Below are 22,825 nucleotides of genomic sequence, written 5' to 3'. Positions count from 1 at the left end.
AACTGATGTTTGAAAAGTATTCTCAAGTGCGTTGGCTGGTACGTTCACTGATAGCTACAGCTTTGTAGTATGCATGAGTTGGTTCACGTCCTCGGCATAGGACTTTTGAGAGAAACGTTCCAACTCGATCAAACAGGCTGGCATGCCCGACCTGCGCAGGATGTCATACTGTGGGCATGAAAACAGGGGAGACATCGATGAGAGGCTCTACATATGGCTGTGACGATTGAACCGCACGAGTTGGAGCCGTTTCGCGCGGTCATGAGGGACCTGCAAACTGGTGCCGCTTGGTACTATGCGCAGACAGCTTCGGGCGGTGAACTTGGTTCGACGGTTCGGTCATTTATGGCGAACTGTCAGGTCCTCAACGACTGGTTTGTAAACGCGATCGACGATGCTGCATCTTACAAGGCTCTCTTTGACCAGCCACGACGTACTGGCGCAGACGTCATCGACGCCATGAAGTACGTCCGAAACGTCTCACAGCATGTACTCCATGTAGTCAAGCCTAGCGACACGGCAGTACTGGTCGGAGGGCAGTTCGGATTAAGGGGCTATTTCCAGTGGGAAGCAATTCCCGAAGAAGTGCATGCCAAGTTACGCAAAGGAACGCAGGCACTCAGGCCTACCTACGAGGCCAATCTTAGTGGCAAGGAACTACTGGGCACCATGATGGAAGTGTTGCGTTTCTACGCTGACGTCGCTCCGAGCATCGTTCACCGCGACGAACACGGTGAATGGACAGGATTCCCGCTTATGAGTCAGCCAGGGATTTTAGACCCTATACACCCTGAGGAGCCACGCTGGGATATTGCGCAAGCGAGGGTTTGGATGGACATCCGCGGGCCAGGCGGTGATGCTCGAGTGATCTGCGGTCAGGTCACGATCGACGAGGTGCCGTACTTCTTTGGCTACACGTTCGTGGGCCGCCTGTCGTTCGCGCCATTCGTCGAGACTGCCATGCAAATCAACAAGGATATTGCGATTGGATTCCCTTACCTCGAAGGCAACCTGGCTGCGAATGTGTTCGACGTAAGCGGTGAGCATGTCGATGCGCGTCAGGGGCGGGTCTACAGGAGCAGTGAGGACCTTGCAACCTGGACAACAAGAAGCGCTCAGGTCGAAGCCCGTGAAGACTGGTGCTCCCCCGGTTTCGATCTCGATAGCTGGCGCATACCGTGCGCCCTCGAGGGCGGCGGTTTGACTCCAGATTATGTGGCCCACGGTGTAAGACGGGCTCGACGCCTCAATGCGCTAGTGCCCCCTCGACACCTGTAGCGCTCAAAGTGCTGTCGCCCTCGTCCTGGGCTTGGCGCTCATTTTGTCCCCGTTACTACTACTGGTCGCAAGTTCACCTGATGAAAGATACATTCACCTGATGTAAGTGGTGGAAGTTAGGCCGTCGATGGTGGTTTCGGCCAGACTTCGGCTTCACGGGTGGGAACCAACAGGGGCGGGCTCGCCTTCTGCCAGTGACCCTTATTTTCGGCAGTAATCAGGCACGGACTGCGGGATGCGGCGGACAAAACGCGTTACATGCCATTAAGGTGGCCGCTAAGCATTCCTCTGTTGGGAGCGCAAGTTGCGGTGTTTAGCGTTGCGATCCGAACGTTTATTGTTAGTAACCCTGGCGGGCTGGACCGGCATTGGGATTGCTTCCGAGTAAACGTACAAGAGCTGCTTTTCGCGGCGCCCCGAACGGTTTCTCGGGCTCTGAGTCCGTTTCTGCGAACAGTTCGAAGGGTCGCCCATTCGCGTGCTCCTCTACCCAACGGAGCGCCTCTGATACGTCCTGCACCTCAATCAGTACAAAAGCATCTAGGTTCCAGCCGTACCCAGGACGAGCTCGTTCCCAAAAATTGACTCGATAACAGGGTGAATCAACCGAGTCGTGTGGTTCCGGGTGAACTGTTTCTATGGCGCGCATGGGACCAATATACAAGCATACTCCAGTACGTTATTGGGGAATCCTGTCACTCTAGTTGCCGTGGACTACGGATATTTTTCTACAGATAGGGAACTACACAGTGGTTTCTACCTAGGCGCCATTCCAGGCCATCCACATCGATTATGACGAGAGGAATAAGATCCCTTCGAAACAAGCGTTTGCGATGTTCGATATGAGCTCCTCCTTCAAGATAGACGCGGGTAGCAATGCACAGTCTTCGAAGATCATCTTCTTTGTCCTCTTGCACGTCCCCGTAGTCGAACATAGTTGCACCTACCCGCAACTCGGGAATCCAGACATCCACCCACTCATAAGTGGCACGGAAAATAGCTGCGCGTTCAGTTCCTAACGTGGATTTCACTTGGATAACGTGCAGATAACCGTTGCCTAGAGAATCCTCGGGTTTTACGATGAAATTCTGATCAAAGGTTTGAGCAGTAATTCGGTAGAGCATGGTTTGGATGTCAAGGGTCACGCTCAAAGCCTCTCACGCAATACGTAGGATTCCTTACCTTGCAAAAATCGGAATCAATAATTTCCAGAACTGATCGTATTTGGTGTCCCAGTCAAGGTTCCCTTTATGGCCCGGATTGCGGGACCGGGAATTTCCAAGCCAGGCACCCCTTGCAGAATGCCAGTGATTGCTTATCGGGATATTGCCTCATGCTCTGCAATGGCAGCAAGGGCCGAATCAGCCACGCTCAACATCACGCTGCTGTCCCGGCGATCAAAGAGGTGCATAGTGATCGTCCGGCCGTTGGAATTCCAAATGCAGGGAAGCGTTTCAACGTCGTCCCAGGGATGCTCTGGCTTTCCGAAGAGCTCAGTGAGTTGGATCCGTAGTTCGCTGAAACCACTTCGAGTAGCTGGGTCACAGGATTCTGGGGTGCTGTAGAGATGGACAGTTACTCCCAGGAACTGACCGTCGTACGTGTCCCATGAACTAAAGGGTCGTCTGCCTAAGCCCGTATCCAGTCTAGTGATCTGGTGAGGCGATTCATCACTCCCTGGCTCGACCCGAACACCAGATTAGAGTCCAAGGAGAGTGAAGAGATTCTCACGTTCTTCATCGCGTCGTGGCCAAGGCTCGTCGATCAATTGTCCGATAAGTTCCACTACAGTGCACGGCACCGGATTCCTCCATATTCATGGAGAATGAACAGCATGAAAGATGGATTCTATTTCGACCTTGTGGATTACTCCGACGTCATAAATAGCTCCACAGGGACGTACATAGTCGTACGCCACGTGTGGGAGATTACGGACAGCATGCCGGAGGTGAGAAATTCCATCATCCTCGATGAAGCAATAACACGCGTTCAAGCTTTGGGCATGGAACCAACTCTTATCGGTCTTCCGGGATGGCAGGGAAAATTGGATAGTCCGGCAACATCTCTCGCCTGGTTTTTCAACAACGGCTTCTATGTATTCGAAATAGATGGAGACCTAAGGCAGTCCTGACAGTTAGCCGTTCTGTATTCCCTGCCCCGATGCAAGTGTCCCAGACGAAGATCCCCCTACCGTCCAACCTTGAAATCGTTCGCTAAAAGGCACTCTGCCGAATGCGAACTATCCGCACATGTGCGGGCGACAAACCAACCTTAACTGCAAACCTGCCGATATTGTCGGCTTCATGGGTGAGCACATTGTGTGCATTCAATTTAAGACCGGATATGACGCCGATCGCGGACCTGCATGGATTAGCCGCGTCGGTTGCTCAAAGTCGTGGAGGATAGCCCACTTCCACGATCTTTCTCTTTGCAAACTATCGGGAATCTTTGACGCCAATTTCGTCGATTTAAAGACTAGCTACAAGCATTGGGTTTCCGTGCGAAACGAGACTGTACTGATGGACGCGACAGTAATGTCCAGCCTCTAGTTGATGCATATGTGGTGGATGAATACGAGGCTTCCCTTGCGGGCGCTCCGTCGCCAGGTAGGGTAAAGGCTGAGCGGATCCAACCTCTCCCAGCGTACGTCACCTCTTTGAGACAAAGCGCGCCCAGATTCACGGCCTTTGAACTTTCTACATTGTGCGCCTAAAACCAAACACGTTCAAACACCAGCCGTGCCGTAGCTCTGACAGTCCGGTTACACCAAAGTTTCATTCTTCAGTCACCTTGATAGTATGGCTTCAAATGGTTAAACGTCTTTCTCCGGTCATCATGCCAACTGTCCTTATTATCGGGTTGGCCTCTTGCTCGTCGATGCCTGAGGTCGATTGGAATCAGTCACAAAACGAGGCAAGTATGTTCCTGGAGGCAGCCACGTCTGCAAAGGGATCCCTCGGTGGGGGCACCCTGCGCGTTGGCCAAGGTACTCCGGGAGATACTGATTCGGGCATCGTTCTCAACTATGACTCCGGCGCCCGGATCACGGGGATCCGCGTCAGTTGCTTCGGAGAGGGAACGCTTCGACTCGGATTCGCTACCCAGACTGGGTCCAATTGGAGCGGCAACGATACTGTCGAAGTCATCTGCAATGGCGAGGAGAACAACGTATCGGTTTCAGAGATCCTGTCTACGGCACAGGTCGATGCGGTGCAATTCAACGGCATCCTCGGTGAGGGAACGGGTGGAGTCCTCGCCGTGGCTATCTCCGGGGTGGCGAACTAACGCCCGCTGCAGTTGCAAGTTCGGCATTCGAAATCTCCAAAGGCGAACTTACGGCGCTGATAGGCATGATTCTCAAGCAAGTACGCGCCGTTGCGTTCTCCAACCGTGACTGCGGCAGAAAAAAATTTGCCGTACCAGCAGGATGCCGAACCGGAGACAGCACGCGTCGCCGATCTGTCTCCATTTGACTGTATAGCTGGCCGACGGGCGAAACATGATTTCTACCTACATTTTTCCGCAGAGCATTGATCAATGGAAACTGTACGATCCGCCGTATAGCTGTATCAGACGCATAGTCGTCCGTCACTCCATAATGCTTGTGGCCAGCCGGCGCCAGTGCAGAAAGTCCACATCCGAACAAATCCTCGGACTATCCAAGCCATAGATGCTGCCCGTGGCCCGATGAGAGCACAGGCAGCATCTTGGTTGTTGTCATCAAATCAGCCGTTGAAGGTGTCCGGGTTTGGGCCGGTGCGTCCATCGCGATCAAGGGCATCAATGCTTGCCAGTTCGCCGCTGGTCAATTCGAAGCCGAACAGGTCCAAGTTGGCGATGATGCGTGATTCAGTCACAGACTTCGGGATGATCACCCGGCCCTGCTGCAGATGCCAGCGCAGGATGACCTGAGCCGCGGACACCTCATGTGCCTGAGCGATGCCCACGATGGTTTCATCGCTGAGCATTGCGCCCTGAGCCAGCGGGCTCCATGCTTCGGTGACGATACCGTGCTGCGCGTTAGCTGCAACGACTTCGCGGTTCTGCAAAGCTGGGTGGAGTTCCACCTGGTTCGCGGCCGGAACGATGGTTCCTTCGGCGGCCAGCTGCTCCAGGTGCTCGGGCTGGAAGTTGGAAACCCCGATGGCGCGGATCTTCTTCTCTGCATACAGCTTTTCCAGCGCCTTCCACGTCTCAACGTAGAGATTCTTTACCGGGGCTGGCCAGTGAATCAAGTACAGGTCCAGGTAGTCCAGGCCCAAGCGCTCAAGACTGGCATCAAAGGCTTCCAGCGTCTGCTCGTAACCCATGTCTGCGATCCAGATCTTGGAGGTGATGAACAGGTCTTCGCGGGCAATACCGGACTGGGCCAGTGCAGCGCCCACGCCTTCCTCATTGCCGTAGATCGCGGCGGTATCGATGCTGCGGTAGCCGGCCTTGAGCGCTGAACTCACTGCGACAGTGGTCTCTTCGTTGGGAACCTGGAAGACTCCAAAACCTACCTGGGGCATTTCAACGCCATTGTTCAGGGTGACGGTTGGGATTGCGGTAGTCATATCTAACTCCTAGAAATTGGTTGGGGACTGAACAAAACTGTGGATTAGCCAGCTGTAACCAGCTGGGGTGATGCTGCCGAAGACTTCTTGGCCAAGCCCATGGCCAGGAGAATAACGACCAGTGCGACGAGGGTAATCAGTGCGCCGACCCAGATCGGCGAGGTGTAGCCCAGGCCTGCCGCAATGCCCAAGCCGCCGGCCCATGCGCCCAGCGCGTTGCCGACATTGAACGCACCGATATTGGCGCCGGATGCCAGGGTCGGCGCATTGCCGGCGTACTGCATGATGCGGCTTTGCAGACCGGGAACGGTTCCGAAGCCGAAGCCGCCCATCAGCAGCAAAGCGATAACGGTGGCGATCTGGTTGCTTGCGAAGAATCCGAAGAGGACAAGGACCACCAGCAGTGCCGAGACGAAGATGAGCAGAGTGCGGTCGATGCTCTTGTCAGCCATGCGGCCACCGATCCAGTTGCCGACGAACAGACCCACGCCGAAGAGCATCAGCAGCCATGGAACGCTGGTCTCATTGAATCCGGTGACCTCGGTCAGGGTGTAGGCGATGTATGTGAAGGCGCCGAACATGCCACCGTAGCCAAGGACCGTGACACTTAGGGACAGCCAGACCTGCAGCGAGGTGAAGGCCCCGAGTTCTCTGCGCACGGAGATGCCTTCGGCTGCGTGCTTGATGGCTGGCACCAGCACGAGGATGCCGATCAGGGCGATAATGCCAATGCCGGAGATGGCCCAGAAAGTCGAGCGCCAGCCGGAATGCTGCCCCAGCAGGGTACCGAAGGGAACACCCAGTACGTTGGCGGCGGTCAGCCCGGTGAACATGATGGCAATGGCGCCAGCCTTCTTGTTGGCCGGGACCAGGTCAGCTGCCACGACCGCGCCGATACCGAAGAAGGCACCGTGGCACAGGGCGGCGATGACGCGGCCGATCATGGCCACTTCGTACGTTGCGGCCATCGCGGTAAGCGAGTTGCCAATGATGAAAAGCACCAGCAACCCGACGAGCACCGGCTTGCGCGGCAAGCGGACGGTGGCTGCGGTCAGGCCGAGCGCGCCGACCACGACGCTCAATGCGTATCCGGAAATGAGCCAGCCAGCTGCGGCCTCGCTGACGCCGAAGTCGGCTGCCACATCCGGCAACAAGCCCATGATGACAAATTCGGTAAGCCCGATGCCGAAGGCACCGATGGCCAACGCAATAAGACCGAGCGGCATAGCGTTACTCCTGATAGACTAGATAAATTAGTTGCACACGCTTGTTATTGCGCGATGAACACTATCGTTGCACACGCAACTAACCAGCGCAAGCAAGTACTTTTGGAGGAACCCATGGGAATCGCAGATGATGCTGTCGAAATCCGTGCCCGAGGGTGGCGCACTTTGGCGTCGTTGCACGGATTAATCGATACTGCACTTGAAAAGGACCTGACGGCGCAGGTGGGGCTCTCTGTGGTCGAGTACACACTTCTGGATGCCCTGAATCGTCAGGATGGCTGGCATATGCGCATGGCGCAGCTGGCCCGCGCCACGGCCCTGAGCCCCAGCGCAACGACGCGACTGGTTACCAGGCTCGAAGACCGCAATCTGCTCTCGCGGGTGCTGTGCGCCGATGACCGCCGCGGCATTTACACCGAGCTCACTGCCACTGGCCACGAGCTGTACCAGAAGGCCAAGCCCATTCACGATGCCACGCTGGAACGCGTGTTGAAGCAGGCAGAAGAGCAGCCTGAGCTGGCGCCGCTGGCCCGCATTCTCCACGAGTTCTCTGCCGCGTAGCCAATTGCTGAATCCTTGGAAGGGACCGTCCTTGCTGCATCCGAAATTTTCCGCCGTGCTTTTCGATTGCGATGGCGTCCTGGTGGATTCCGAGTCCATCACCAATTCCGTGCTCCGCCAGATGCTCATAGAGCTGGGCTGGGAGATCAGCCCCGAGCAATGCATCGAGATCTTCATCGGCAAGGCGTTGAAAGACCAGTGGCAACCCATTCTCGACCAGACCGGATTCCGCATCGACGACCAGTGGATTAGCCAGTTCCGCGCACGCCGCGACGAAGCGCTGCGCTCGGAGTTGCAGCCGATCCCCGGAGCGCTGGAAGCAGTCAAGCAGATTTCCTCGGTCTACGGCCAGAACATTGCCTGCGCCACCGGCGCAGACCGGGCCAAGGTCGAAATGCAGCTGGCCCTGGCCGGGTTCACCGAGTACTTCGGAGACCGGGTCTTCAGCGGCATGGAATGCCCACGCAGCAAACCGGCACCGGATGTCTACCTGGCCGCAGCCGCGTCACTGGGCATTGACCCAGCTGGCGCACTGGTTATCGAGGACACTGCCACCGGGGTGGCTGCCGGGATCGCGGCCGGCGCGACGGTGTACGGCTATTCCAACGGCGGACCCACGAGCACTTCGCCCGAGCTGCTGCGCGCGGCCGGAGCAACCCATGTGTTCAGCAGCATGGACGCACTGCCCGGCATGGCTTCCGGAGCATAATTGACGGCTGGGCTGATCGAGTACCGCTACCCCGCCGGCCGGACCAGGACCCTGTCCAGGGATACTGCCAGCTTGCGCCAATACCCCAGCTCGTAGACGATGATCACGGTCAGCGGCGAGCACAGCAGCACCAGCAAGCAGGCCCACACCGGAACGCCCAGCTGGCTGAGCCCGGCCGCGGCCAGCGGCATCAGGAACGTGGGCAAATGCGCCCAGGTGAACATCGGGGCACCGAGCAACCAGGTCAGCAGCAGGGTAATGATGACCATGAAGGCGAAAACCGGAATCGCCAGAGCCACAATGACCACCACTGGGTCGGTAGCGGCTTCGGGATCATAAGCGTAGCCGATGGTATGCAGCCCGGCGCCGATCGCGGCAATGGACGTGAAAAGCGCAATATGCCCGAAGATCCACGCTGCGGCCTTGTCCCGCCGCAGGTGGAGCACCGGCCCGGAGGGCAGCTGGAAGTACGCCCACCACAGCGAGAAAGAAATCAGCACGCCCGCGGCGACCACCACGATGCTCTCGAAATTCCAGTTCGCCCCTTGGGAGATCGTCCGGGCAGCTGCCAAGGTTCCCACGATGCATTCGCCCAGGGCAATGATCGACATGAGCGAATAGCGTTCCGCCAGATGGTGGGCGTGCCAGGGAATACCCGATTCGCCATGGGAACGGGCCACCCGCTCCGCAATCAGCGGTGCGCTGAAATCGATGATCCAGAAGACCGCCAGGCAGCACAACGCCGGAACCAGCGAGAGCGGAAGGAAGAGGAATGAGGTCCAGCCCAGCTGGGCAATGCCCACCCCGATAGCATTGCCGCGCGCTGCCATCCGGTGCTGCGGATCGTGCCGGGCCACCCGCAGCCACTGTCCGATCAGCGCCACGCGCATGACGATGTAGCCGGCGACCATCACATTGGCATCAAGCACCGCCCCCTGATCGATGGAGGCGAACATCATCGGGATGCCGACCGCCAGCACGATGACGCCCGCCATCTGCACCAAGGTCAGGCTCCGGAACAGCCAGTCGTCGTTGTCGAAGGCCGAGGCCAGCCACGCGTAATTGGCCCAGGCCCAGATGATCGACAAGCACGCGATGGCAAAGGAGATGATGGCCGGCGCATAGTGCCCCACCTCGATGCCGTGGGCCAGCTCGCTGCCGGCAACTCCGAAGGCGGTGACAAATGTCAGGTCGAAGAACAGTTCCAGGGTGGTGGCGGTCCGGTTCTGCTCCTGCGGATCGCGTCCGCGCATGCGGCGCAGGCCGTGCTGATAGAAATCAAGACCCGTGCTGGCGGACATCGTGCGGCTTTCTCGAAAACTCAACGGAGGACATTCACAAGAATAGGTAACCGCCAGCTGGAATTATCGCATTGACGCCTCGGCAAATCCGCGGGGCCTACTTCCCAGCCGAATCCAGTTCATGCTTCAGCGGGAAGTACCAGCGCATGATCTTGCGCAATTTGTCCGAATCATCGCGGGCCCAGTTGCGCATGAGCTCGCCTCCGAAGGAAATGGCCGTGACCGGCTGGGCGCCGGCGGCGATCATCCGTTCGAAGGCGAAGTCGTGCGCCGCCTGGGATATGCCGCCCACCGCGTCGGCTACCGGATAGACCTCGTAGCCTTCGGAAAGCATATCCAGGGTGGGAAAGGCGAGGCAGACCTCGGTCCACAACCCGGCCATGACCACCTTGCGCCGGCCGCTGCTTTCGATGGCCTCCCTGAACTCGGCATCCTCCCAGGCGTTGACTCCGCTGCGGTCGATTTCCTTGACCCCGGGCAGCTCGTCCTTGATCACCTGCGCGGTGCCTTGGTTGACTCCCATGTCCACGCCCACGGTCGAGAGCACCACCGGAATCCCGTACTCAGTAGCCAGCCGGCACAGCGCCACGACATTCAGATCGATCCGCTCCCGAGTGGTGGAAGTGACCGTGCCATACTGCTCGGGCTGGAAGTCGATCAACGCCAGCACGCAATTCTCCGGCGTGAGCAAGTGGTCTGCGCGCTGATCGCGAACCGGTTCCGGCGAGGTTTTCTTGGGCATGTCCAGCTCCTCATGGATCGATGAAGTTGCAAGAAACTTCGTGCGTGGCTTCAGGCTATCGCCGGCAACCGGGCCCGGCCAGTGCCCGGAGCAAGTCCCCGGGGACTTCCAAGAATCCCGATCCGCGCCGGCCGGTTGCTGCTCATTTCCGGCACTGGCCGCCGGCGAGCAGCAGTTGCAGTGTCTGGCGCCCGATGCGGCCCAGCGGATCCTCCTCGGCCAGGGTTGCGGTAAGCATGGCGTAGCGCAGCGCCCATCCCCTGGACCGCTGCCACAGGTCGCTGCCCGGTTGGGCGCCGTAGCCTTCGAAAGCCGAGGCGGTGGCTTCGGCGCTGAAGTGCATCCACAGCATGCCCAGATCCGAGGCCGGGTCCCCGGCACACAAATCCCCGAAATCGATCAGCGCCGCTAGCTGGCAGCGGCCGTGCTGCTCGGTGATGACCGTATTGTGCGGATGCGGATCACCGTGCAACCACAGCGGTGCCTTATCATGCGGCGCGGCGGACAGCGCTTGGGACCAGAGGTCCTGCGCCGGACCTCGCAGCGGGGAGTCCAGCGCCGCAATCTGGCCGCAGGTTTTCGCATCGAGTGCGGCCAGCCCCACGCCCCGGAATTCGCTGCTTGGCGCCGCGGCTCCGGCAGGCTGGTGCAGCCGGTACAAGTACTGCGCGAATTCTCCGGCGTAGCCATCGCGCCTGCGGCGGTCCACCGTCGCGGCGCTGCGGCCCGGGACATAGGGGCAGATGGAGAACGTGAAGGGGTACTGCGGTGCGGGCCGTCCAACGAAGACCGGCATGGCGATGGGCAGGCCGGTCTCGGCGGCCAATTGCGGCAGCCAACGCCGTTCCTTGAGTCCAATGGCCTCTCCTAGTTCCCGGCGCGGCAGGCGCACCACCAGCTCAGCACCCAGCCGGTACACCTCGTTATCCCACCCGGTAGCCAGATAGGCAATGTCCTGGTTCGCCCAGTTCGGCGCCTGGCTAACCAGCAGGTGCCTGACCAGCTCCGCGTCAATTTCAACTTCGGCTGGCGGCATTCCCTTATCCGTGGAGACAGAAGAAGTCATTGCTCAATGCTAGTGCACCCCGCATGGCTCACCCTGCCGCGCGAATCGTTCTAGAATCGGTGCATGGACTCCCCTGCACCCGGCGAGCAGATCCTCGCCACGCTCCTGCTGGAGAAATTCGACCAGCTTACCGAAACCTTGGCGAGCATTCCGCAGGAACAGGCCAATAGCGTCCTGCCCGTTCACGGCAGCAATTCGCCGGTGCAGCTGGTGCTGCATTGCTGCGGGATGATGCGCCGCTGGTCTTCCACGGTCAATCTCGGCATCGAGGTCCCCCGCGATCGGGCCGCCGAGTTCACCGCGGTGATGGACAAGGAGACTGCCCTGCAACTGGCGCATGAGGCCAGGAAGGCGTTCGCCAACGACCTGGCGCTCACTGCCATGCATGATGCTCCCGTTGCGGCCCCGCCAGGCAGGGAGGGTGAATACTGGATGGCCACCTGCCAGGGCGTGCTGCTGCATGTGCTCGAAGAGCTCTGCCAGCACTTGGGGCATCTGGAAATCACCCGGGATCACTTGGCCAAGGACGCGTCGTGAAAGGCATCCGGCAGGTCACAGCTAGCCTACCCATGGCCTTTCCCGGGGCCTGAAGAGCGTCCGCGCGCAGAGCCGTCCCAAACGAGCAAGGCTCCTGCAACAGGCAAGAACATGAGAGCTGGAAGCCACTGGAATGCTACCAATGCCACCATGGCGGCCAGCAGCATGGCCAGCGCCGCGATTCTGGGCCATGCAGCCATGGCTACCCTCCTAGAAGCCTTCTACCGCTCAGCGGTAGTTGATTTGGTGTGATGAAACCCTAGCAGGATCAGTGCGCAGTTGCCAGAGGCGCCAAATCAAATGCCGCAGGACCGCGAGCCGCTCACAGGTCCAGATCTTCCCAATCGAAGCGGGTAGTGGTCCCGGATTCCCAATCCTGGCGCAGGATCGCGTAGGCAACCGAGGCGAGATGGCGCCCGTCGCCGGTGGGCCACGCCATCCGGTAATGCGCCTCCTTGAGGAAACCGGCGCGAAGAAAAGTCTTGCGCATCGCGAAGTTGTCTTCCCTGGTTTGGCCTTCGAAGCGCAAGGTGCCGGGGAAGTCAGTGAACACCTTGGCGGTCAATTCCCTCAGTACGAGGATACCCAGGCCTGATCCCCGGTGCTTTTCCGCCAAGCGCAGGTCAAGCATTGGGGTGTCGTCTTCCAGATCTTCGAGTACTGCCATTCCCAAGCATTCTCCGTCGCCAATAATCCAGAATCCTTGGCTCTCGCTGTTCCAATATCTTCCGCTATCGACTAGTCGTCTCAGCTCCGGCTCTGTCCAGTCCCGACGGACATGGAATGGAAAGCTGTTGCTTGATAGAAACGAGGCGATGGCACGGCTGTCTTCCGGTGCCATTGCTGTGAACAAGATATTCATGGGGCCAGCCTATAGAAGACATGCCGGATCCAGTCAGCGTAAACATGAATCCGGCGGCGACAGCACCCGGCCGAATACCTGCTTCCGTGTCAGGCCGCTTTCAATGAATCCAGAATCTCTCGCGTCGAAACCACCAGCGCAAAGCCGTCTCCGTGAAGATTGGTCGCCGTAACCTGCATCAGAGTGGCTGCCGGTATTACCGTGCCGTCAGGTCCTGCCAGATCAAAAGTTCGTGTGGCATCGAGAGGCACAATGACGTCAAATCCCAGATTTCCGCCCATCCGGGCGGTGGTTTCTACACACAAGTTGGTTTGGATTCCGCAAACCACGATCTTTTTGATCTGATTGGACCTCAGCCACTGGCCCAAATCCGGGGAGCCATAAAATGATGAGTTCACTGACTTGGTTACGAACAGATCAGGGGTGACCGCTTGCACCGATTCGTGAAGATTATTGCCGGGACCTTCCACGAACAAGGGCGAGTCCGAATTTCGGCTATCGTGCCTGACGATCACTATCGGCATGTTCTTTTGGGACCACTCCAAGAGAAGCCGATCAACGTTGTTCTCGCATTGCGGGTAGTTGGTTGTCGGGCCCCATGAGGTGTCGTAGAAACCCTGTTGCATGTCAACCACGATCAATGCGGTCTTTGTACTTGTCATCATGCTTCTACTTCATCAGGGATCGAGGAACCCAACCAGTGGCATAAATGACATGGTTCGATAAGATTGCGCCATGACCATTGTGGGGATTCTAGTTGGGCCGGGCCGTCGAGCATTTGATATCGAAGTTGCACGTGAGGTGTACGACGACCGAACCGACTGTGGTCTCCCCCGGCCCGCAGTTCGAATCCTCGCAGCAACCACGGTCACCGCTCTTGACCCGGTTCGCTCAATACGGCGCACACATCCGCTTGCTTCGGTGGAGGAACTCGACATGATGGTGGTTCCAGGAAGCGAGAATCCGCTCGCAGAACCTCACCCGCAGGAAGTGGCAGCAGTTGCACGAGCTGCTTCCTCCGGGGTCCTTGTCGCCTCGTTGTGTACCGGCGCATTCACACTCGCCGCTGCAGGACTGCTCGATGGGCGAAGCGCGACGACCCACTGGCGTTTTGCCAATGAACTTGCAAGGCGTTATCCAGAGGTCAACGTCAAGTCGAGGGATTTGTATTGTGGCGAGGACAAAGTATGGACTTCGGCTGGAGTCACCGCAGGAGTTGATCTATTACTCCATCTAGTACGTCTGGACTGGGGAACCAGCGCTGCAGAAACTATCGCGAAGGCCATGGTCACCCCTGTTTTCAGACCGGGAACCCAAGCGCAATACGCGGATACCAGCATCCCTGGGAATTCATCGCCGTCAGTTGAACAACTGCATCTGGCAGTCAGCCAAGATCTTCAACGGCATTGGAACGTCCAAGAACTAGCAGCGGTCTGCGCAATGTCACCACGAACTTTTCACCGGTGGTTCTCAGACGCGGTCGGGACAACACCTATTGCATGGCTCAATGATCTTCGAGTCAGCGAGGCCCAACGCCTACTGGAACAAAGCGACCTGTCGGTTGGCGCCGTTGCCCGTCAGGTTGGCTTTGCTTCTGATGATCTGCTGCGCAAGCATTTCTCGTCGCGATTGGGGATCACGCCGACCGGCCATGCAGCGGCTTTCCGTCGACAACGTCCTTGATGAATTGCGCCTTGCCTCGCGCATAAGCGATCCTGTCATCCCCGACCCTCGTGGCCAAGTCCTGTTTCAGCTCGGCATATGCGGTAGCAACATTGGCGTCTTCCCTCAGTCGATCGCGGAACACCAGATGCTCGCGTTCCCAGACCGAACCGAGTTGGCACACGTGAACATGCACTGTTCGGGGCTCTCCCGCGGGCGGACGAAAGAAGAGATGGCCGGTCTCCCGTTGCCGCAGCACAAGCCCCAGCGTTTCGAGGCCGCTGCGGTACGCGGACTCTTCTGAAATATCCGGAACAGCTAGTTGGAGGTCGAGAACTGGTTTGGCGATGAGGCCCGGAACTGCTGTCGACCCGATATGCTCTGCAGATGCCGCGTCAGGACCAATGGCGGCCTTGATGCGCAGCATCCAATCAGCGGCCTGGACGGCCCACGACGGATCATGCTCGACAAGATGGACAGGTTCACCACCGGGCCTATCGAACCATTCGCTATTCATCTATCCAGTATGCCTCGATGCTGGAAGCCGGAAGGTGCAATTCCAGGCAGGTTCCACTTCGCCCTATCCAGCCGGCTGGCCGTTTTCACCCAGCACCGCGTCTCCGTCGGTATGCAGCGGGTTTTTCATCGTCGGCATCCACGCGCAGCGCGTCTGCATGCCCGACACCGCTTGCCCATCCCTGATCAGCACCGTGCCCAGCATCCACTGCCCGTCGTCGGTGACTTCCTCCATGGCTTCCGGTCCGGCCAGGTAGCCCATCATTTCTTGATCGTCCAGAGGCATCTCGCTCTTGGCGTTCGGGGCAGAATAGACGGGGATCGACACGGAAATGGTGTCGCCATTTGCCTCCGGGTGGCAGTATCCACCGTCGCCTCCAAGACCGTCCGTGCGCACGAGGTAGTACTGGTCATCGCCGGAATACTGTTTTACGCCTACCGTTCGAACCTGTTCCAGCGGGCCATTTTCCGCGCAGGCAGTATTCTGGAAATCGCTGCGCAGGTACTCAGTGACCTTGACGCCCTGCGTGGCTGGCACCACGCTCGCAACGGTGGATCCGCAATTATGCGAATAAGCGATCTCGCCGGGAACTTGGACTGGCCCCTCCTCCGTCGCAACCCAGGCAACGAAGTGCTCCCAATAGGCATTGCCGGACGTGCTGATGAACGATGCGACGGCATCGTCTACGCCGTCGCCATCCAGATCCGCGTAGACGATCTTGCCCAGCTCATAGCTGTTGAATTCATCGCTGGCTTTCGAATTCTCAAGACGAATCTTCGAGGGTTTGCCATCGAGCGCCATCGGATCCATCCAGGTTGCGTTTCCAAGATCCGCATCTCGCAGGGATTCGATCCCAGGTTCTTCCTTGCTCGGCGAAGGAACTACCGTTGGCGTTGAGGATTCCAGGTCCGGCTCTGGTTCGCTGCACCCAGTGAGCAGCAGCCCAACCGCGGCCACCGTGCTGAAAATTCTTGCTCCACGAGATGCATTGATCATGTTCAGATGATAACTGAATATAAAAACGACTCATAAAAACTTGTGCCATCAAGACCGCTTGCGCGTAATGCTTGTTAAAAAAACGCCAGCCTCGGACTTCACGCTTGGAAGTCCGAGGCTGGCGCCAGGGCTGGAGTCCGGGGACTAGAGTCCCAGCTTCTCCATCACGATTTCGCGCACGCGGCCGGCGTCGGCCTGTCCGCGGGTGGCCTTCATGACAGGGCCCATCAGCGCACCGATGGCCTGCATCTTGCCGCCCTTGATCTTCTCGACCACATCAGGCATGGCAGCCATGGCATCATCCACGGCCTTGCCCAAGGCATCATCGTCATTCACCACAGCCAAGCTGCGCCTCTCGACGATTTCGCTTGGGGTGCCTTCGCCGGCGATGGCGAATTCCAGCACCTGGCGGGCGATCTTGTCGTTGATCTTCTTCGCCTCGATCAGCGAGTTCAGCTCAACGATGGTCGCAGCGCTCACGCCCAGATCGGCGATGTCCTTGTCCGCGGCCTTGGCCAGGCGGGCGATCTCGCCCATCCACCACTTGCGGGCCACAGCGGCGCTGGCGCCAGCGGCAATGGTCTGCTCGATCTCGTCGAGCACACCGGCGTTGACCACGTCGCGGAATTCCTTGTCCGCGTAGCCCCACTCGGCCTTCAGGCGCTTGCGGCGCTCGGCTGGCGGTTCCGGCAGGCGGCCGCGCAGCTCTTCGACCCATTCGGCGGTGGTGACGATAGGCACCAGATCCGGCTCCGGGAAGTAGCGGTAGTCATCGGCATCCGACTTCGGGCGGCCCGAGGTGGTCGAACGGGTGTCCTCATGCCAGTGGCGGGTTTCCTGGACGATCTTCGCCCCGGAATCCAGCACCGCTGCGTGCCGCTCGATCTCGAAGTGCACGGCGTGCTCCACCGCGCGCAGGGAGTTCACGTTCTTGGTTTCGGTACGGGTGCCGAACTTCTCCGCGCCCTTGGGCATCAGCGAGACGTTGGCATCGCAACGCACGTTGCCGCGTTCCATCTTGGCATCCGAAACGCCCAGGTTCTTCACGATTTCGCGCACGGCGGCCACGTAGGCCTTGGCCAGCTCGGGAGCGCGCTTGCCGGCGCCTACGATTGGCTTGGTCACGATCTCCACCAGCGGAACACCAGCACGGTTGTAGTCAACCAGCGAGTAGTCCGCACCCTGGATGCGCCCGGCAGCGCCACCCATGTGGGTCAGCTTGCCGGCATCTTCTTCCATGTGGGCGCGTTCGATCTCGACGCGGAAGACTTCGCCGTCTTCCAGCTCGATGTCCAGGTAGCCGTCGAAGGCAATCGGATCATCGTACTGGGAGGTCTGGAAGTTCTTCGGGGTATCCGGGTAGAAGTAGTTCTTGCGGGCGAAGCCGCACTTCTGCGCGATCTGGCAGTTCAGTGCCAGGCCGATCAGGATGGAGTACTCCACGGCGGTCTTGTTGACCACCGGCAGCACGCCGGGCAGGCCCAGGTCTACCGGGGTGACGTTGGTGTTCGGGGCATCGCCAAAAGCGTTCGGCGCGTCGGAGAACATCTTGGTCTTGGTGTTTAGCTCGACGTGGACCTCGAAGCCCAGGACCGGGTCGTAGCGATCCAGTGCCTCGTCGAAGTCGACCAGTTCATCGGTGTAGTTGCTCATGGTGCCTAGGCCTCCTGCGCGATCGAAGCGGTGTCAATGGCTGGTGCCTGCGAGATCAGCGAGTGGCCCCACTGCTTCTCGAGCAGGGTTTCCAGTGCCGCGCCGGCACGGTACAAGCGGGCATCCTCGTAGGCCGGGGCCAGGAACTGGATGCCTACCGGCAGGTTCTCGGACAGGCCGCCCGGGACGGTGATGCCCGGAACGCCAGCGAGGTTGGCCGGGATGGTGGCCACGTCGTTGAGGTACATGGCCAGCGGGTCGTTGTCGTTCGCGCCCAGCTCGAAGGCGACGGTCGGCGCGGTGGGGGAAACCAGCACGTCGGCCTGCTCGAAAGCGGCCTCGAAGTCGCGCTGGATCAGCGTGCGGACCTTCTGCGCCGAGCCGTAGTAGGCGTCGTAGTAGCCGGCGGACAGGGCGTAGGTGCCCAGGATGATGCGGCGCTTGACCTCGTCGCCGAAGCCGGCGGCACGGGTGGAGCCCATGACGCGCTCGATGGTCATCGGGCCCTCTTCCGGAAGCACGCGGTGGCCGTAGCGCACACCATCGAACTTGGCCAGGTTGGAGGAAACTTCCGACGGCATGATCAGGTAGTAGGCGCCCAGCGCGTACTTGAAGTTCGGGCAGGAAACCTCGACGATTTCTGCACCGGCGGCCTTGAGCAGTTCCAGCGACTCGTTGAAGCGTGCCTGGACACCTTCCTGGTAGCCTTCGCCGGTCAGTTCCTTGATGACACCAATGCGCAGGCCCTTGACATCGCCGGTGGCGCCGGATTCAGCGGCGGCAACCAGGCCTTCAAGCGGGTTCGGCAGCGAGGTGGAATCCTTGGGATCGTGCCCGCCGATCAGTTCCTGCAGGTAGGCCGAGTCCAGCACGGTACGGGAGACCGGGCCGATCTGGTCCAGCGAGGAAGCCATGGCGATTGCGCCGTAGCGCGACACGGCACCGTAGGTCGGCTTCACGCCGACGGTACCGGTGACAGCACCTGGCTGGCGGATGGAGCCGCCGGTGTCGGTGCCCAGGGCCAGCGGAGCTTCGAAGGAGGCCACGGCTGCGGCCGAGCCGCCACCGGAGCCGCCCGGAATGCGGTCCAGGTCCCACGGGTTGCGGGTCACGCCGTAGGCGGAGTGCTCGGTGGAGGAACCCATGGCGAATTCATCCAGGTTGGTCTTGCCCAGCATTGGCAGCTTGGCAGCGCGGATCTTCTCGATCACGGTCGCATCGTAGGGGCTCATCCAGCCTTCGAGCATCTTCGATGCCGCGGTGGTCGGCTGGCCCTTGGTGACGATCAGGTCCTTGATCGCGATGGGCACGCCGGCCAGCGGGTGCAGGGCTTCGGCCTGCGCGCCGCCGGCGGCACGGATGGCGTCAACTTCGGCTGCGACGGCGAGCGCTTCTTCGGCGTTCACATGCAGGAAGGCATTCAGTGCGCCGTCAACCTCGGCGATGCGGTCCAGGTGGGCCTGGACTGCTTGAACGGAGGTGGCTTTGCCGGCGCGCAGCTTGGCGGCCAGCTCGGTGGCGGAAAGCTTAATCAGTTCATTCACTTGGATTATTCACCATCCAGAATAGCCGGGACCTTGAAGCGGTCCGAGTCCGAATCAGGCGCGTTGAGCAGAACTTCTTCAATGCTCAGCGTCTGCCCCACCGTATCTTCGCGCAACACGTTGGTCAGCGGGATCGGGTGGCTGGTGGCTGGGACGTCGGAGGCGGCGACTTCGCTGACGGACGCGATGGCACCGACGATAGCGTCGAGTTCACCGGTCATTTTGTCCAGCTCTGCGTCGCTCATCTCGATGTGGGCAAGGTGTGCCAGATGCACAACGTCCTCACGGCTGATGGCAGACATGTATCTCCCTAGAATGGCGGTTGGGTTTCATAGACAAGTCTATCCCTTACGCGCCTGCCCCAATGCCTATATGCGGGGCATTAGTTATGCTGTGCGCAATACCAAACCGCTCAGGTCCTGGCCGAGGGCGTTCTCCCAGATCCCGATAACACCGGCTTCGGCGGGATCGCCGGCTACCGGTTTGCGGATGATCACCGCGTCTTTGCCCCGACTCTCGCCGCGGACCAGGATCCGCGGATCCGCGGTAAAGGACTCGGACCGGTGCTGCGGCGTGGCATTTCCGGCCAGCAGTTCACGTGCCTGGGCGATGAAAATGGGGTCGCCGGCGGCGTCATAGACAAAGCGGGTGCCCAGAATCGCGTGCTCGCTCGTTCCCAGTAGGTAGCGTTCCGCACCGTCAACCGGGGCATCCCGATAGGTCAGCGGAACGTGGTAAATCACGTCAGAGGTATCGCTGTGGTCAGCGTAGAAGCTCAACTCGATACCAACTTCACCCTGCGGGTCTTCCAGACGGAATCCGCCAACACTTTCAAGTTTCGGCGCGCCCTGGCCGGTGTAGAACTCCTGCTTGGCCAGCCAGGCTGCCACCAACTCGGTCTTGGTTGGAGACATGGTGGTGTTGTAGACGATTCCCATGAGCTTAGTCTGTCAATTGCTGGTATTAGGCACAAGTGTTAGCGCAACGGTTCTTTGGCCAGCCGATAGCTCCTACGATGGTTTCATGCACACACATGAGCCATGGGATGAAGTTCAGCAGGCGCAGCAGTACGGGCAGAACCTGCTGCGGGATGCCGCCATTGAACTGCGCGAGTCCGAGCACGAGGACTTCTCGGTCATGGCCGGGTGGTGGAACGATCCGGCCTGGGCGGTGCTCCAGCAACGAACCATCAAACCGCGTCCCGGGACTCCGCTCGTGGAAATGTTCGCACAGTGGAGCGAGAACAAGCCCTATTCCGGCGATGCCGGCTTCAGCATCTTCGAGCGCGGCAGCGGAACCTTCATCGGGCACATCACGCTGCATGGCGGCCAGTTGCCCCATCGCGCCGCTGAAATGGCGGTGATGATCGGCCCGGACTTCGTCGGCCAGGGTTTCGGCACCCGTGCCACCGCATTGATGTCCGGCTATGGTTTCCGCGAGTTGGGACTGCACCGGATTAGCCTGTGCGTTGCCGCCTTCAACCAGCGGGCCATCCGGGCTTATGAGAAAGCCGGGTATACCCAGGAGGGGCGCCAACGCGAGGTGTACTTCCACAATGGCGTATTCCACGACCAGGTGCAGCTGAGCCTGCTCGCCGGCGAATACTTCGCCCAGCGGGGCTGAGCAGCACCCCGCGCTACTATTTGGCCGCTTCCTCCAGCATGGACTTCACCAGCGGTCCCGCCGTCTGGGCTCCGCCGTCTCCATCCTCGACGAACGCGGCAACCGCCAGATCGCCTTGGGCGGCGATGGCCCAGGCATGCGCGTTCTTTTCGCCGTCGTATTCGGCGGTGCCGCTCTTGCCGATGATCTTTCCGCTGCCTACTGCCTTCAGGTCCTCCAGGGTTCCGTGGTCCACGACCTCGGCCATCATGGTGGACAGCTGCCCTGCTTCCTCTTCGCTCAGCGTGGAAGCCGGCTTGGCAGGTGCCTGGGGTTCTGGCGCCAGGATCAGCTTGGGCTGCACCGTGGACTTCGCCTGGATCGATGCCATCACGGTGGCCATGCCCAGTGGCGATGCTTCCACCACGCCCTGGCCAATCATGTTCGCGGCCTGGGTGGTGCCTTCAGAATCTTCGGGCACCGAACCGAACACTGCGCCGGCACCGGTTCCGTCCTCTGCCAGCAAGCCGAGAGCAGCCGCGGCTTCAGCCAGGTTCTTGCCGCCAATTTCCGTTCCCTGATTCACAAAGACCGTGTTGCAGGACTGCGCGATTGCTTCGGATAGCGGGATGGTGCCTACGGCGGCAGCAGGATAGCCGTCATAGTTCTTGAAGCTCTTGCCATCCACCACCGTGGTTGCCGGGCACTTGACCTCGGTACCCGGTGTCGCTCCGTCACGCAGCATCGCCAAGGCGCTCACGACCTTGAAGGAAGAACCCGGTGCATAGGAAGCTTGCAAGGAGGTGTTCAGCCCGGAAGAAACCGGGCCCGAGGAGGCCGCGAGGACGCTGCCGTCAGAGGGCCGAATGACCACGATGGCAGAGTTCGATTCGGCTTCGGCCAACAGTTCATCCGCGGTTTCCTGCAGTCCGGTGTCCAAAGTGGTCTTCAGGTCCTTGCCTGCTACCGGGGCTGTGGTGATCAGTTCCGCTACCGCTTCATCTTCAGCGTTGTACTGCGATACCGAGACTCCTGCAGTTCCCGCGAGGGTGTCATTGTAGGCGGCTTGCAATCCTGATTGGCCTACCTGGTCACCGGCCTTGACCTTGCCTTCAGACTTCTCGATATTCTCGGCGGTGGCCTTGCCAACGCTGCCTAGCAGCGGGCGGGCGAAGGAGCGAGTGGGTGCCAAGGGCAGCTCGTCGTTGTGGAAGCCGGCACCCGGAATGCCCCTGATTTCCTCGTCGGTGACTTCCCGCGTTGCGTCGTCGCGCAAGACAATAGCTTCCACCCAGGCTTTGTCGCCAGCGGCCATCACTCGTTGCACATAGGCCTGTTCATCGATGTCCACGAGCTTGGCCAGTTTCTTCGCCGAGCTTTCCCAGTTTTCTTTTCCGGTGTGGGTCTTATCCATGCCAACACGAATCACCGGCCGGTTGGAGACAATGCTTTCGCCTTCTGCATCGGTGATGCTGCCTCGTGCTGCAGGATCGAACGCCGCTTTGAGGTAGTCGCCGGTTTCGAACTCAGGGGCAAGAATTGACGGGTCAAAGCGCAGTTTCCAGTAATCGGATTCCTTGTCGAATTCCCACACAGCCTGGGTGTCGTAGCTCAGATCCTTGTCCGACTTGTCGATATCCCATACCGTGGTGATGCTCGCGGTAGCTGTCTTGACCCCCTCTTGCTCTTCTTCGTCTTCGGCCACCGAACGAACGGTGCTCGTGTGCTTGATTTCGCCCATGGCGCCAAAGGCAGTTTCCTGGGCTTTCGCTGCATCTTCTGGGCTGGTCCCAGCGAATTGCACTGAGCCGAAATCGCCGCTATTCATGGCGGATACCAGCGCATCGGCCGAAGGCGCCGGGTCTGGCGCGCCAGCACTGCAGGCGCTTAGTGCGGCCATGGCCAGGGACGCAACGGACAGGGCGGCAACACTTCGGCGAATAGCACTCATGGGGCCATTCTATTCACGCGCTCGGACAGACCACAACGTGTGTCCGCCGAAGTCATGGGCGG

The 22,825-nt window shown here is 59.7% G+C and carries 24 protein-coding genes; 8 read left to right on the top strand and 16 right to left on the bottom strand.

What is annotated here, in order from left to right:
* The first annotated feature begins 213 nt into the window (after positions 1 to 213).
* Positions 214 to 1,278, top strand: coding sequence for a hypothetical protein (locus ACIOJF_RS11625; RefSeq protein ID WP_402696424.1), 1,065 nt, complete (start codon positions 214 to 216; stop codon positions 1,276 to 1,278).
* Positions 1,279 to 2,006: 728 nt separating this feature from the next.
* Here ACIOJF_RS11625 and ACIOJF_RS11620 read toward each other — a convergent pair.
* Positions 2,007 to 2,423 carry a hypothetical protein gene (locus ACIOJF_RS11620; RefSeq protein WP_402696426.1) on the bottom strand — a complete coding sequence of 139 codons (417 nt, stop codon included), beginning with the start codon at positions 2,421 to 2,423 and terminating at the stop codon, positions 2,007 to 2,009.
* Between the two features lie 512 nt (positions 2,424 to 2,935).
* On the opposite strand from ACIOJF_RS11620, the gene ACIOJF_RS11615 reads away from it, so the two are divergent.
* Both ACIOJF_RS11615 and ACIOJF_RS11610 read left to right on the top strand, forming a co-directional pair.
* Complete coding sequence (locus ACIOJF_RS11615; protein WP_402741672.1) at positions 2,936 to 3,409, top strand: hypothetical protein; 474 nt, start codon at positions 2,936 to 2,938, stop codon at positions 3,407 to 3,409.
* 788 nt (positions 3,410 to 4,197) lie between these two features.
* A complete protein-coding gene (locus tag ACIOJF_RS11610; protein ID WP_402696430.1) occupies positions 4,198 to 4,563 on the top strand; it encodes a hypothetical protein in 366 nt (121 codons plus the stop codon).
* 440 nt (positions 4,564 to 5,003) lie between these two features.
* Here the strand turns inward: ACIOJF_RS11610 and ACIOJF_RS11605 are convergent, their stop codons facing one another.
* Positions 5,004 to 5,834: an aldo/keto reductase gene (locus ACIOJF_RS11605; RefSeq protein ID WP_402735527.1), complete on the bottom strand. Its 831-nt coding sequence runs from the start codon at positions 5,832 to 5,834 to the stop codon at positions 5,004 to 5,006.
* Positions 5,835 to 5,878: 44 nt separating this feature from the next.
* Positions 5,879 to 7,060 (bottom strand): MFS transporter, encoded by a 1,182-nt coding sequence (locus ACIOJF_RS11600; RefSeq protein ID WP_402735526.1) that lies wholly within the window; start codon positions 7,058 to 7,060, stop codon positions 5,879 to 5,881.
* Between the two features lie 114 nt (positions 7,061 to 7,174).
* Here ACIOJF_RS11600 and ACIOJF_RS11595 point away from each other — a divergent pair, with 114 nt between their 5' ends.
* Both ACIOJF_RS11595 and ACIOJF_RS11590 read left to right on the top strand, forming a co-directional pair.
* Complete coding sequence (locus tag ACIOJF_RS11595; RefSeq protein WP_332503593.1) at positions 7,175 to 7,621, top strand: MarR family transcriptional regulator; 447 nt, start codon at positions 7,175 to 7,177, stop codon at positions 7,619 to 7,621.
* Positions 7,622 to 7,652: 31 nt separating this feature from the next.
* Positions 7,653 to 8,330 carry an HAD family phosphatase gene (locus ACIOJF_RS11590; RefSeq protein ID WP_332503595.1) on the top strand — a complete coding sequence of 226 codons (678 nt, stop codon included), beginning with the start codon at positions 7,653 to 7,655 and terminating at the stop codon, positions 8,328 to 8,330.
* Between the two features lie 26 nt (positions 8,331 to 8,356).
* Here the strand turns inward: ACIOJF_RS11590 and ACIOJF_RS11585 are convergent, their stop codons facing one another.
* The 3 genes from ACIOJF_RS11585 to ACIOJF_RS11575 all read right to left on the bottom strand — a co-directional run bounded on the left by ACIOJF_RS11585 (position 8,357) and on the right by ACIOJF_RS11575 (position 11,439).
* Positions 8,357 to 9,631: a low temperature requirement protein A gene (locus ACIOJF_RS11585; protein WP_332498413.1), complete on the bottom strand. Its 1,275-nt coding sequence runs from the start codon at positions 9,629 to 9,631 to the stop codon at positions 8,357 to 8,359.
* 97 nt (positions 9,632 to 9,728) lie between these two features.
* Entirely contained in the window at positions 9,729 to 10,373 is a 645-nt protein-coding gene (locus tag ACIOJF_RS11580; protein WP_332727898.1) for an isochorismatase family protein, read from the bottom strand.
* A 142-nt stretch (positions 10,374 to 10,515) separates the two neighbouring features.
* Positions 10,516 to 11,439 (bottom strand): aminoglycoside phosphotransferase family protein, encoded by a 924-nt coding sequence (locus ACIOJF_RS11575; RefSeq protein WP_402735525.1) that lies wholly within the window; start codon positions 11,437 to 11,439, stop codon positions 10,516 to 10,518.
* A gap of 63 nt (positions 11,440 to 11,502) precedes the next feature.
* Here ACIOJF_RS11575 and ACIOJF_RS11570 point away from each other — a divergent pair, with 63 nt between their 5' ends.
* Positions 11,503 to 11,976, top strand: a complete 474-nt coding sequence (locus ACIOJF_RS11570; RefSeq protein ID WP_402735524.1) for a DUF664 domain-containing protein — start codon at positions 11,503 to 11,505, stop codon at positions 11,974 to 11,976.
* 26 nt (positions 11,977 to 12,002) lie between these two features.
* On the opposite strand, the gene ACIOJF_RS11565 is transcribed toward ACIOJF_RS11570, so the two are convergent.
* From ACIOJF_RS11565 to ACIOJF_RS11555, 3 genes are all read right to left on the bottom strand, one after another.
* Entirely contained in the window at positions 12,003 to 12,176 is a 174-nt protein-coding gene (locus tag ACIOJF_RS11565; protein WP_402735523.1) for a hypothetical protein, read from the bottom strand.
* 122 nt (positions 12,177 to 12,298) lie between these two features.
* Positions 12,299 to 12,838: a GNAT family N-acetyltransferase gene (locus tag ACIOJF_RS11560; protein WP_402735522.1), complete on the bottom strand. Its 540-nt coding sequence runs from the start codon at positions 12,836 to 12,838 to the stop codon at positions 12,299 to 12,301.
* Positions 12,839 to 12,927: 89 nt separating this feature from the next.
* On the bottom strand, positions 12,928 to 13,503 hold the full coding sequence (locus tag ACIOJF_RS11555) for a cysteine hydrolase family protein (RefSeq protein WP_402735521.1): 576 nt from the start codon (positions 13,501 to 13,503) through the stop codon (positions 12,928 to 12,930).
* A gap of 70 nt (positions 13,504 to 13,573) precedes the next feature.
* Between ACIOJF_RS11555 and ACIOJF_RS11550 the strand changes: the two genes are divergently transcribed.
* Positions 13,574 to 14,521 carry a GlxA family transcriptional regulator gene (locus tag ACIOJF_RS11550; RefSeq protein ID WP_402735520.1) on the top strand — a complete coding sequence of 316 codons (948 nt, stop codon included), beginning with the start codon at positions 13,574 to 13,576 and terminating at the stop codon, positions 14,519 to 14,521.
* Here the strand turns inward: ACIOJF_RS11550 and ACIOJF_RS11545 are convergent.
* From ACIOJF_RS11545 to ACIOJF_RS11520, 6 genes are all read right to left on the bottom strand, one after another.
* The gene (locus tag ACIOJF_RS11545; protein WP_402735519.1) at positions 14,475 to 15,017 is read right to left on the bottom strand and encodes a GrpB family protein; all 543 of its coding nucleotides are present in this window, start codon (positions 15,015 to 15,017) and stop codon (positions 14,475 to 14,477) included. The two genes, ACIOJF_RS11550 and ACIOJF_RS11545, sit on opposite strands and share 47 nt — an antisense overlap.
* Before the next feature lie 63 nt (positions 15,018 to 15,080).
* The gene (locus ACIOJF_RS11540; protein WP_402735518.1) at positions 15,081 to 16,013 is read right to left on the bottom strand and encodes a hypothetical protein; all 933 of its coding nucleotides are present in this window, start codon (positions 16,011 to 16,013) and stop codon (positions 15,081 to 15,083) included.
* Between the two features lie 144 nt (positions 16,014 to 16,157).
* The gene (gatB, locus tag ACIOJF_RS11535; protein ID WP_402735517.1) at positions 16,158 to 17,666 is read right to left on the bottom strand and encodes an Asp-tRNA(Asn)/Glu-tRNA(Gln) amidotransferase subunit GatB; all 1,509 of its coding nucleotides are present in this window, start codon (positions 17,664 to 17,666) and stop codon (positions 16,158 to 16,160) included.
* A gap of 5 nt (positions 17,667 to 17,671) precedes the next feature.
* Positions 17,672 to 19,210: an Asp-tRNA(Asn)/Glu-tRNA(Gln) amidotransferase subunit GatA gene (gene gatA / locus ACIOJF_RS11530; RefSeq protein WP_402741671.1), complete on the bottom strand. Its 1,539-nt coding sequence runs from the start codon at positions 19,208 to 19,210 to the stop codon at positions 17,672 to 17,674.
* Positions 19,211 to 19,215: 5 nt separating this feature from the next.
* Positions 19,216 to 19,512: an Asp-tRNA(Asn)/Glu-tRNA(Gln) amidotransferase subunit GatC gene (gene gatC / locus ACIOJF_RS11525; RefSeq protein ID WP_038989805.1), complete on the bottom strand. Its 297-nt coding sequence runs from the start codon at positions 19,510 to 19,512 to the stop codon at positions 19,216 to 19,218.
* 84 nt (positions 19,513 to 19,596) lie between these two features.
* Positions 19,597 to 20,148 (bottom strand): maltokinase N-terminal cap-like domain-containing protein, encoded by a 552-nt coding sequence (locus ACIOJF_RS11520; protein ID WP_133833017.1) that lies wholly within the window; start codon positions 20,146 to 20,148, stop codon positions 19,597 to 19,599.
* 85 nt (positions 20,149 to 20,233) lie between these two features.
* Between ACIOJF_RS11520 and ACIOJF_RS11515 the strand changes: the two genes are divergently transcribed.
* Entirely contained in the window at positions 20,234 to 20,833 is a 600-nt protein-coding gene (locus ACIOJF_RS11515; protein WP_402735515.1) for a GNAT family N-acetyltransferase, read from the top strand.
* 16 nt (positions 20,834 to 20,849) lie between these two features.
* On the opposite strand, the gene ACIOJF_RS11510 is transcribed toward ACIOJF_RS11515, so the two are convergent.
* Complete coding sequence (locus ACIOJF_RS11510; protein WP_402741670.1) at positions 20,850 to 22,763, bottom strand: penicillin-binding transpeptidase domain-containing protein; 1,914 nt, start codon at positions 22,761 to 22,763, stop codon at positions 20,850 to 20,852.
* Positions 22,764 to 22,825 lie beyond the last annotated feature (62 nt).

The sequence above is a fragment of the Glutamicibacter sp. NPDC087831 genome (assembly GCF_044742845.1).
Lineage (GTDB): Bacteria > Actinomycetota > Actinomycetes > Actinomycetales > Micrococcaceae > Glutamicibacter.
Note: the sequence above shows the minus strand (reverse complement) of the source record. Positions and strands in the feature narration are given on the sequence as shown.

What these genes read in the sequence shown, in the direction of transcription:
- ACIOJF_RS11625 (WP_402696424.1), top strand. Translation starts at nt 214, where the DNA reads ATGGCTGTGACGATTGAACCGCACGAGTTGGAGCCGTTTCGCGCGGTC.
- ACIOJF_RS11610 (WP_402696430.1), top strand. Translation starts at nt 4,198, where the DNA reads ATGTTCCTGGAGGCAGCCACGTCTGCAAAGGGATCCCTCGGTGGGGGC.
- ACIOJF_RS11605 (WP_402735527.1), bottom strand. Translation starts at nt 5,834, where the DNA reads ATGACTACCGCAATCCCAACCGTCACCCTGAACAATGGCGTTGAAATG.
- ACIOJF_RS11600 (WP_402735526.1), bottom strand. Translation starts at nt 7,060, where the DNA reads ATGCCGCTCGGTCTTATTGCGTTGGCCATCGGTGCCTTCGGCATCGGG.
- ACIOJF_RS11595 (WP_332503593.1), top strand. Translation starts at nt 7,175, where the DNA reads ATGGGAATCGCAGATGATGCTGTCGAAATCCGTGCCCGAGGGTGGCGC.
- ACIOJF_RS11585 (WP_332498413.1), bottom strand. Translation starts at nt 9,631, where the DNA reads ATGTCCGCCAGCACGGGTCTTGATTTCTATCAGCACGGCCTGCGCCGC.
- ACIOJF_RS11580 (WP_332727898.1), bottom strand. Translation starts at nt 10,373, where the DNA reads ATGCCCAAGAAAACCTCGCCGGAACCGGTTCGCGATCAGCGCGCAGAC.
- ACIOJF_RS11575 (WP_402735525.1), bottom strand. Translation starts at nt 11,439, where the DNA reads ATGACTTCTTCTGTCTCCACGGATAAGGGAATGCCGCCAGCCGAAGTT.
- ACIOJF_RS11570 (WP_402735524.1), top strand. Translation starts at nt 11,503, where the DNA reads ATGGACTCCCCTGCACCCGGCGAGCAGATCCTCGCCACGCTCCTGCTG.
- ACIOJF_RS11565 (WP_402735523.1), bottom strand. Translation starts at nt 12,176, where the DNA reads ATGGCTGCATGGCCCAGAATCGCGGCGCTGGCCATGCTGCTGGCCGCC.
- ACIOJF_RS11560 (WP_402735522.1), bottom strand. Translation starts at nt 12,838, where the DNA reads ATGAATATCTTGTTCACAGCAATGGCACCGGAAGACAGCCGTGCCATC.
- ACIOJF_RS11555 (WP_402735521.1), bottom strand. Translation starts at nt 13,503, where the DNA reads ATGATGACAAGTACAAAGACCGCATTGATCGTGGTTGACATGCAACAG.
- ACIOJF_RS11550 (WP_402735520.1), top strand. Translation starts at nt 13,574, where the DNA reads ATGACCATTGTGGGGATTCTAGTTGGGCCGGGCCGTCGAGCATTTGAT.
- ACIOJF_RS11545 (WP_402735519.1), bottom strand. Translation starts at nt 15,017, where the DNA reads ATGAATAGCGAATGGTTCGATAGGCCCGGTGGTGAACCTGTCCATCTT.
- ACIOJF_RS11540 (WP_402735518.1), bottom strand. Translation starts at nt 16,013, where the DNA reads ATGATCAATGCATCTCGTGGAGCAAGAATTTTCAGCACGGTGGCCGCG.
- gatB (WP_402735517.1), bottom strand. Translation starts at nt 17,666, where the DNA reads ATGAGCAACTACACCGATGAACTGGTCGACTTCGACGAGGCACTGGAT.
- gatC (WP_038989805.1), bottom strand. Translation starts at nt 19,512, where the DNA reads ATGTCTGCCATCAGCCGTGAGGACGTTGTGCATCTGGCACACCTTGCC.
- ACIOJF_RS11520 (WP_133833017.1), bottom strand. Translation starts at nt 20,148, where the DNA reads ATGGGAATCGTCTACAACACCACCATGTCTCCAACCAAGACCGAGTTG.
- ACIOJF_RS11515 (WP_402735515.1), top strand. Translation starts at nt 20,234, where the DNA reads ATGCACACACATGAGCCATGGGATGAAGTTCAGCAGGCGCAGCAGTAC.
- ACIOJF_RS11510 (WP_402741670.1), bottom strand. Translation starts at nt 22,763, where the DNA reads ATGAGTGCTATTCGCCGAAGTGTTGCCGCCCTGTCCGTTGCGTCCCTG.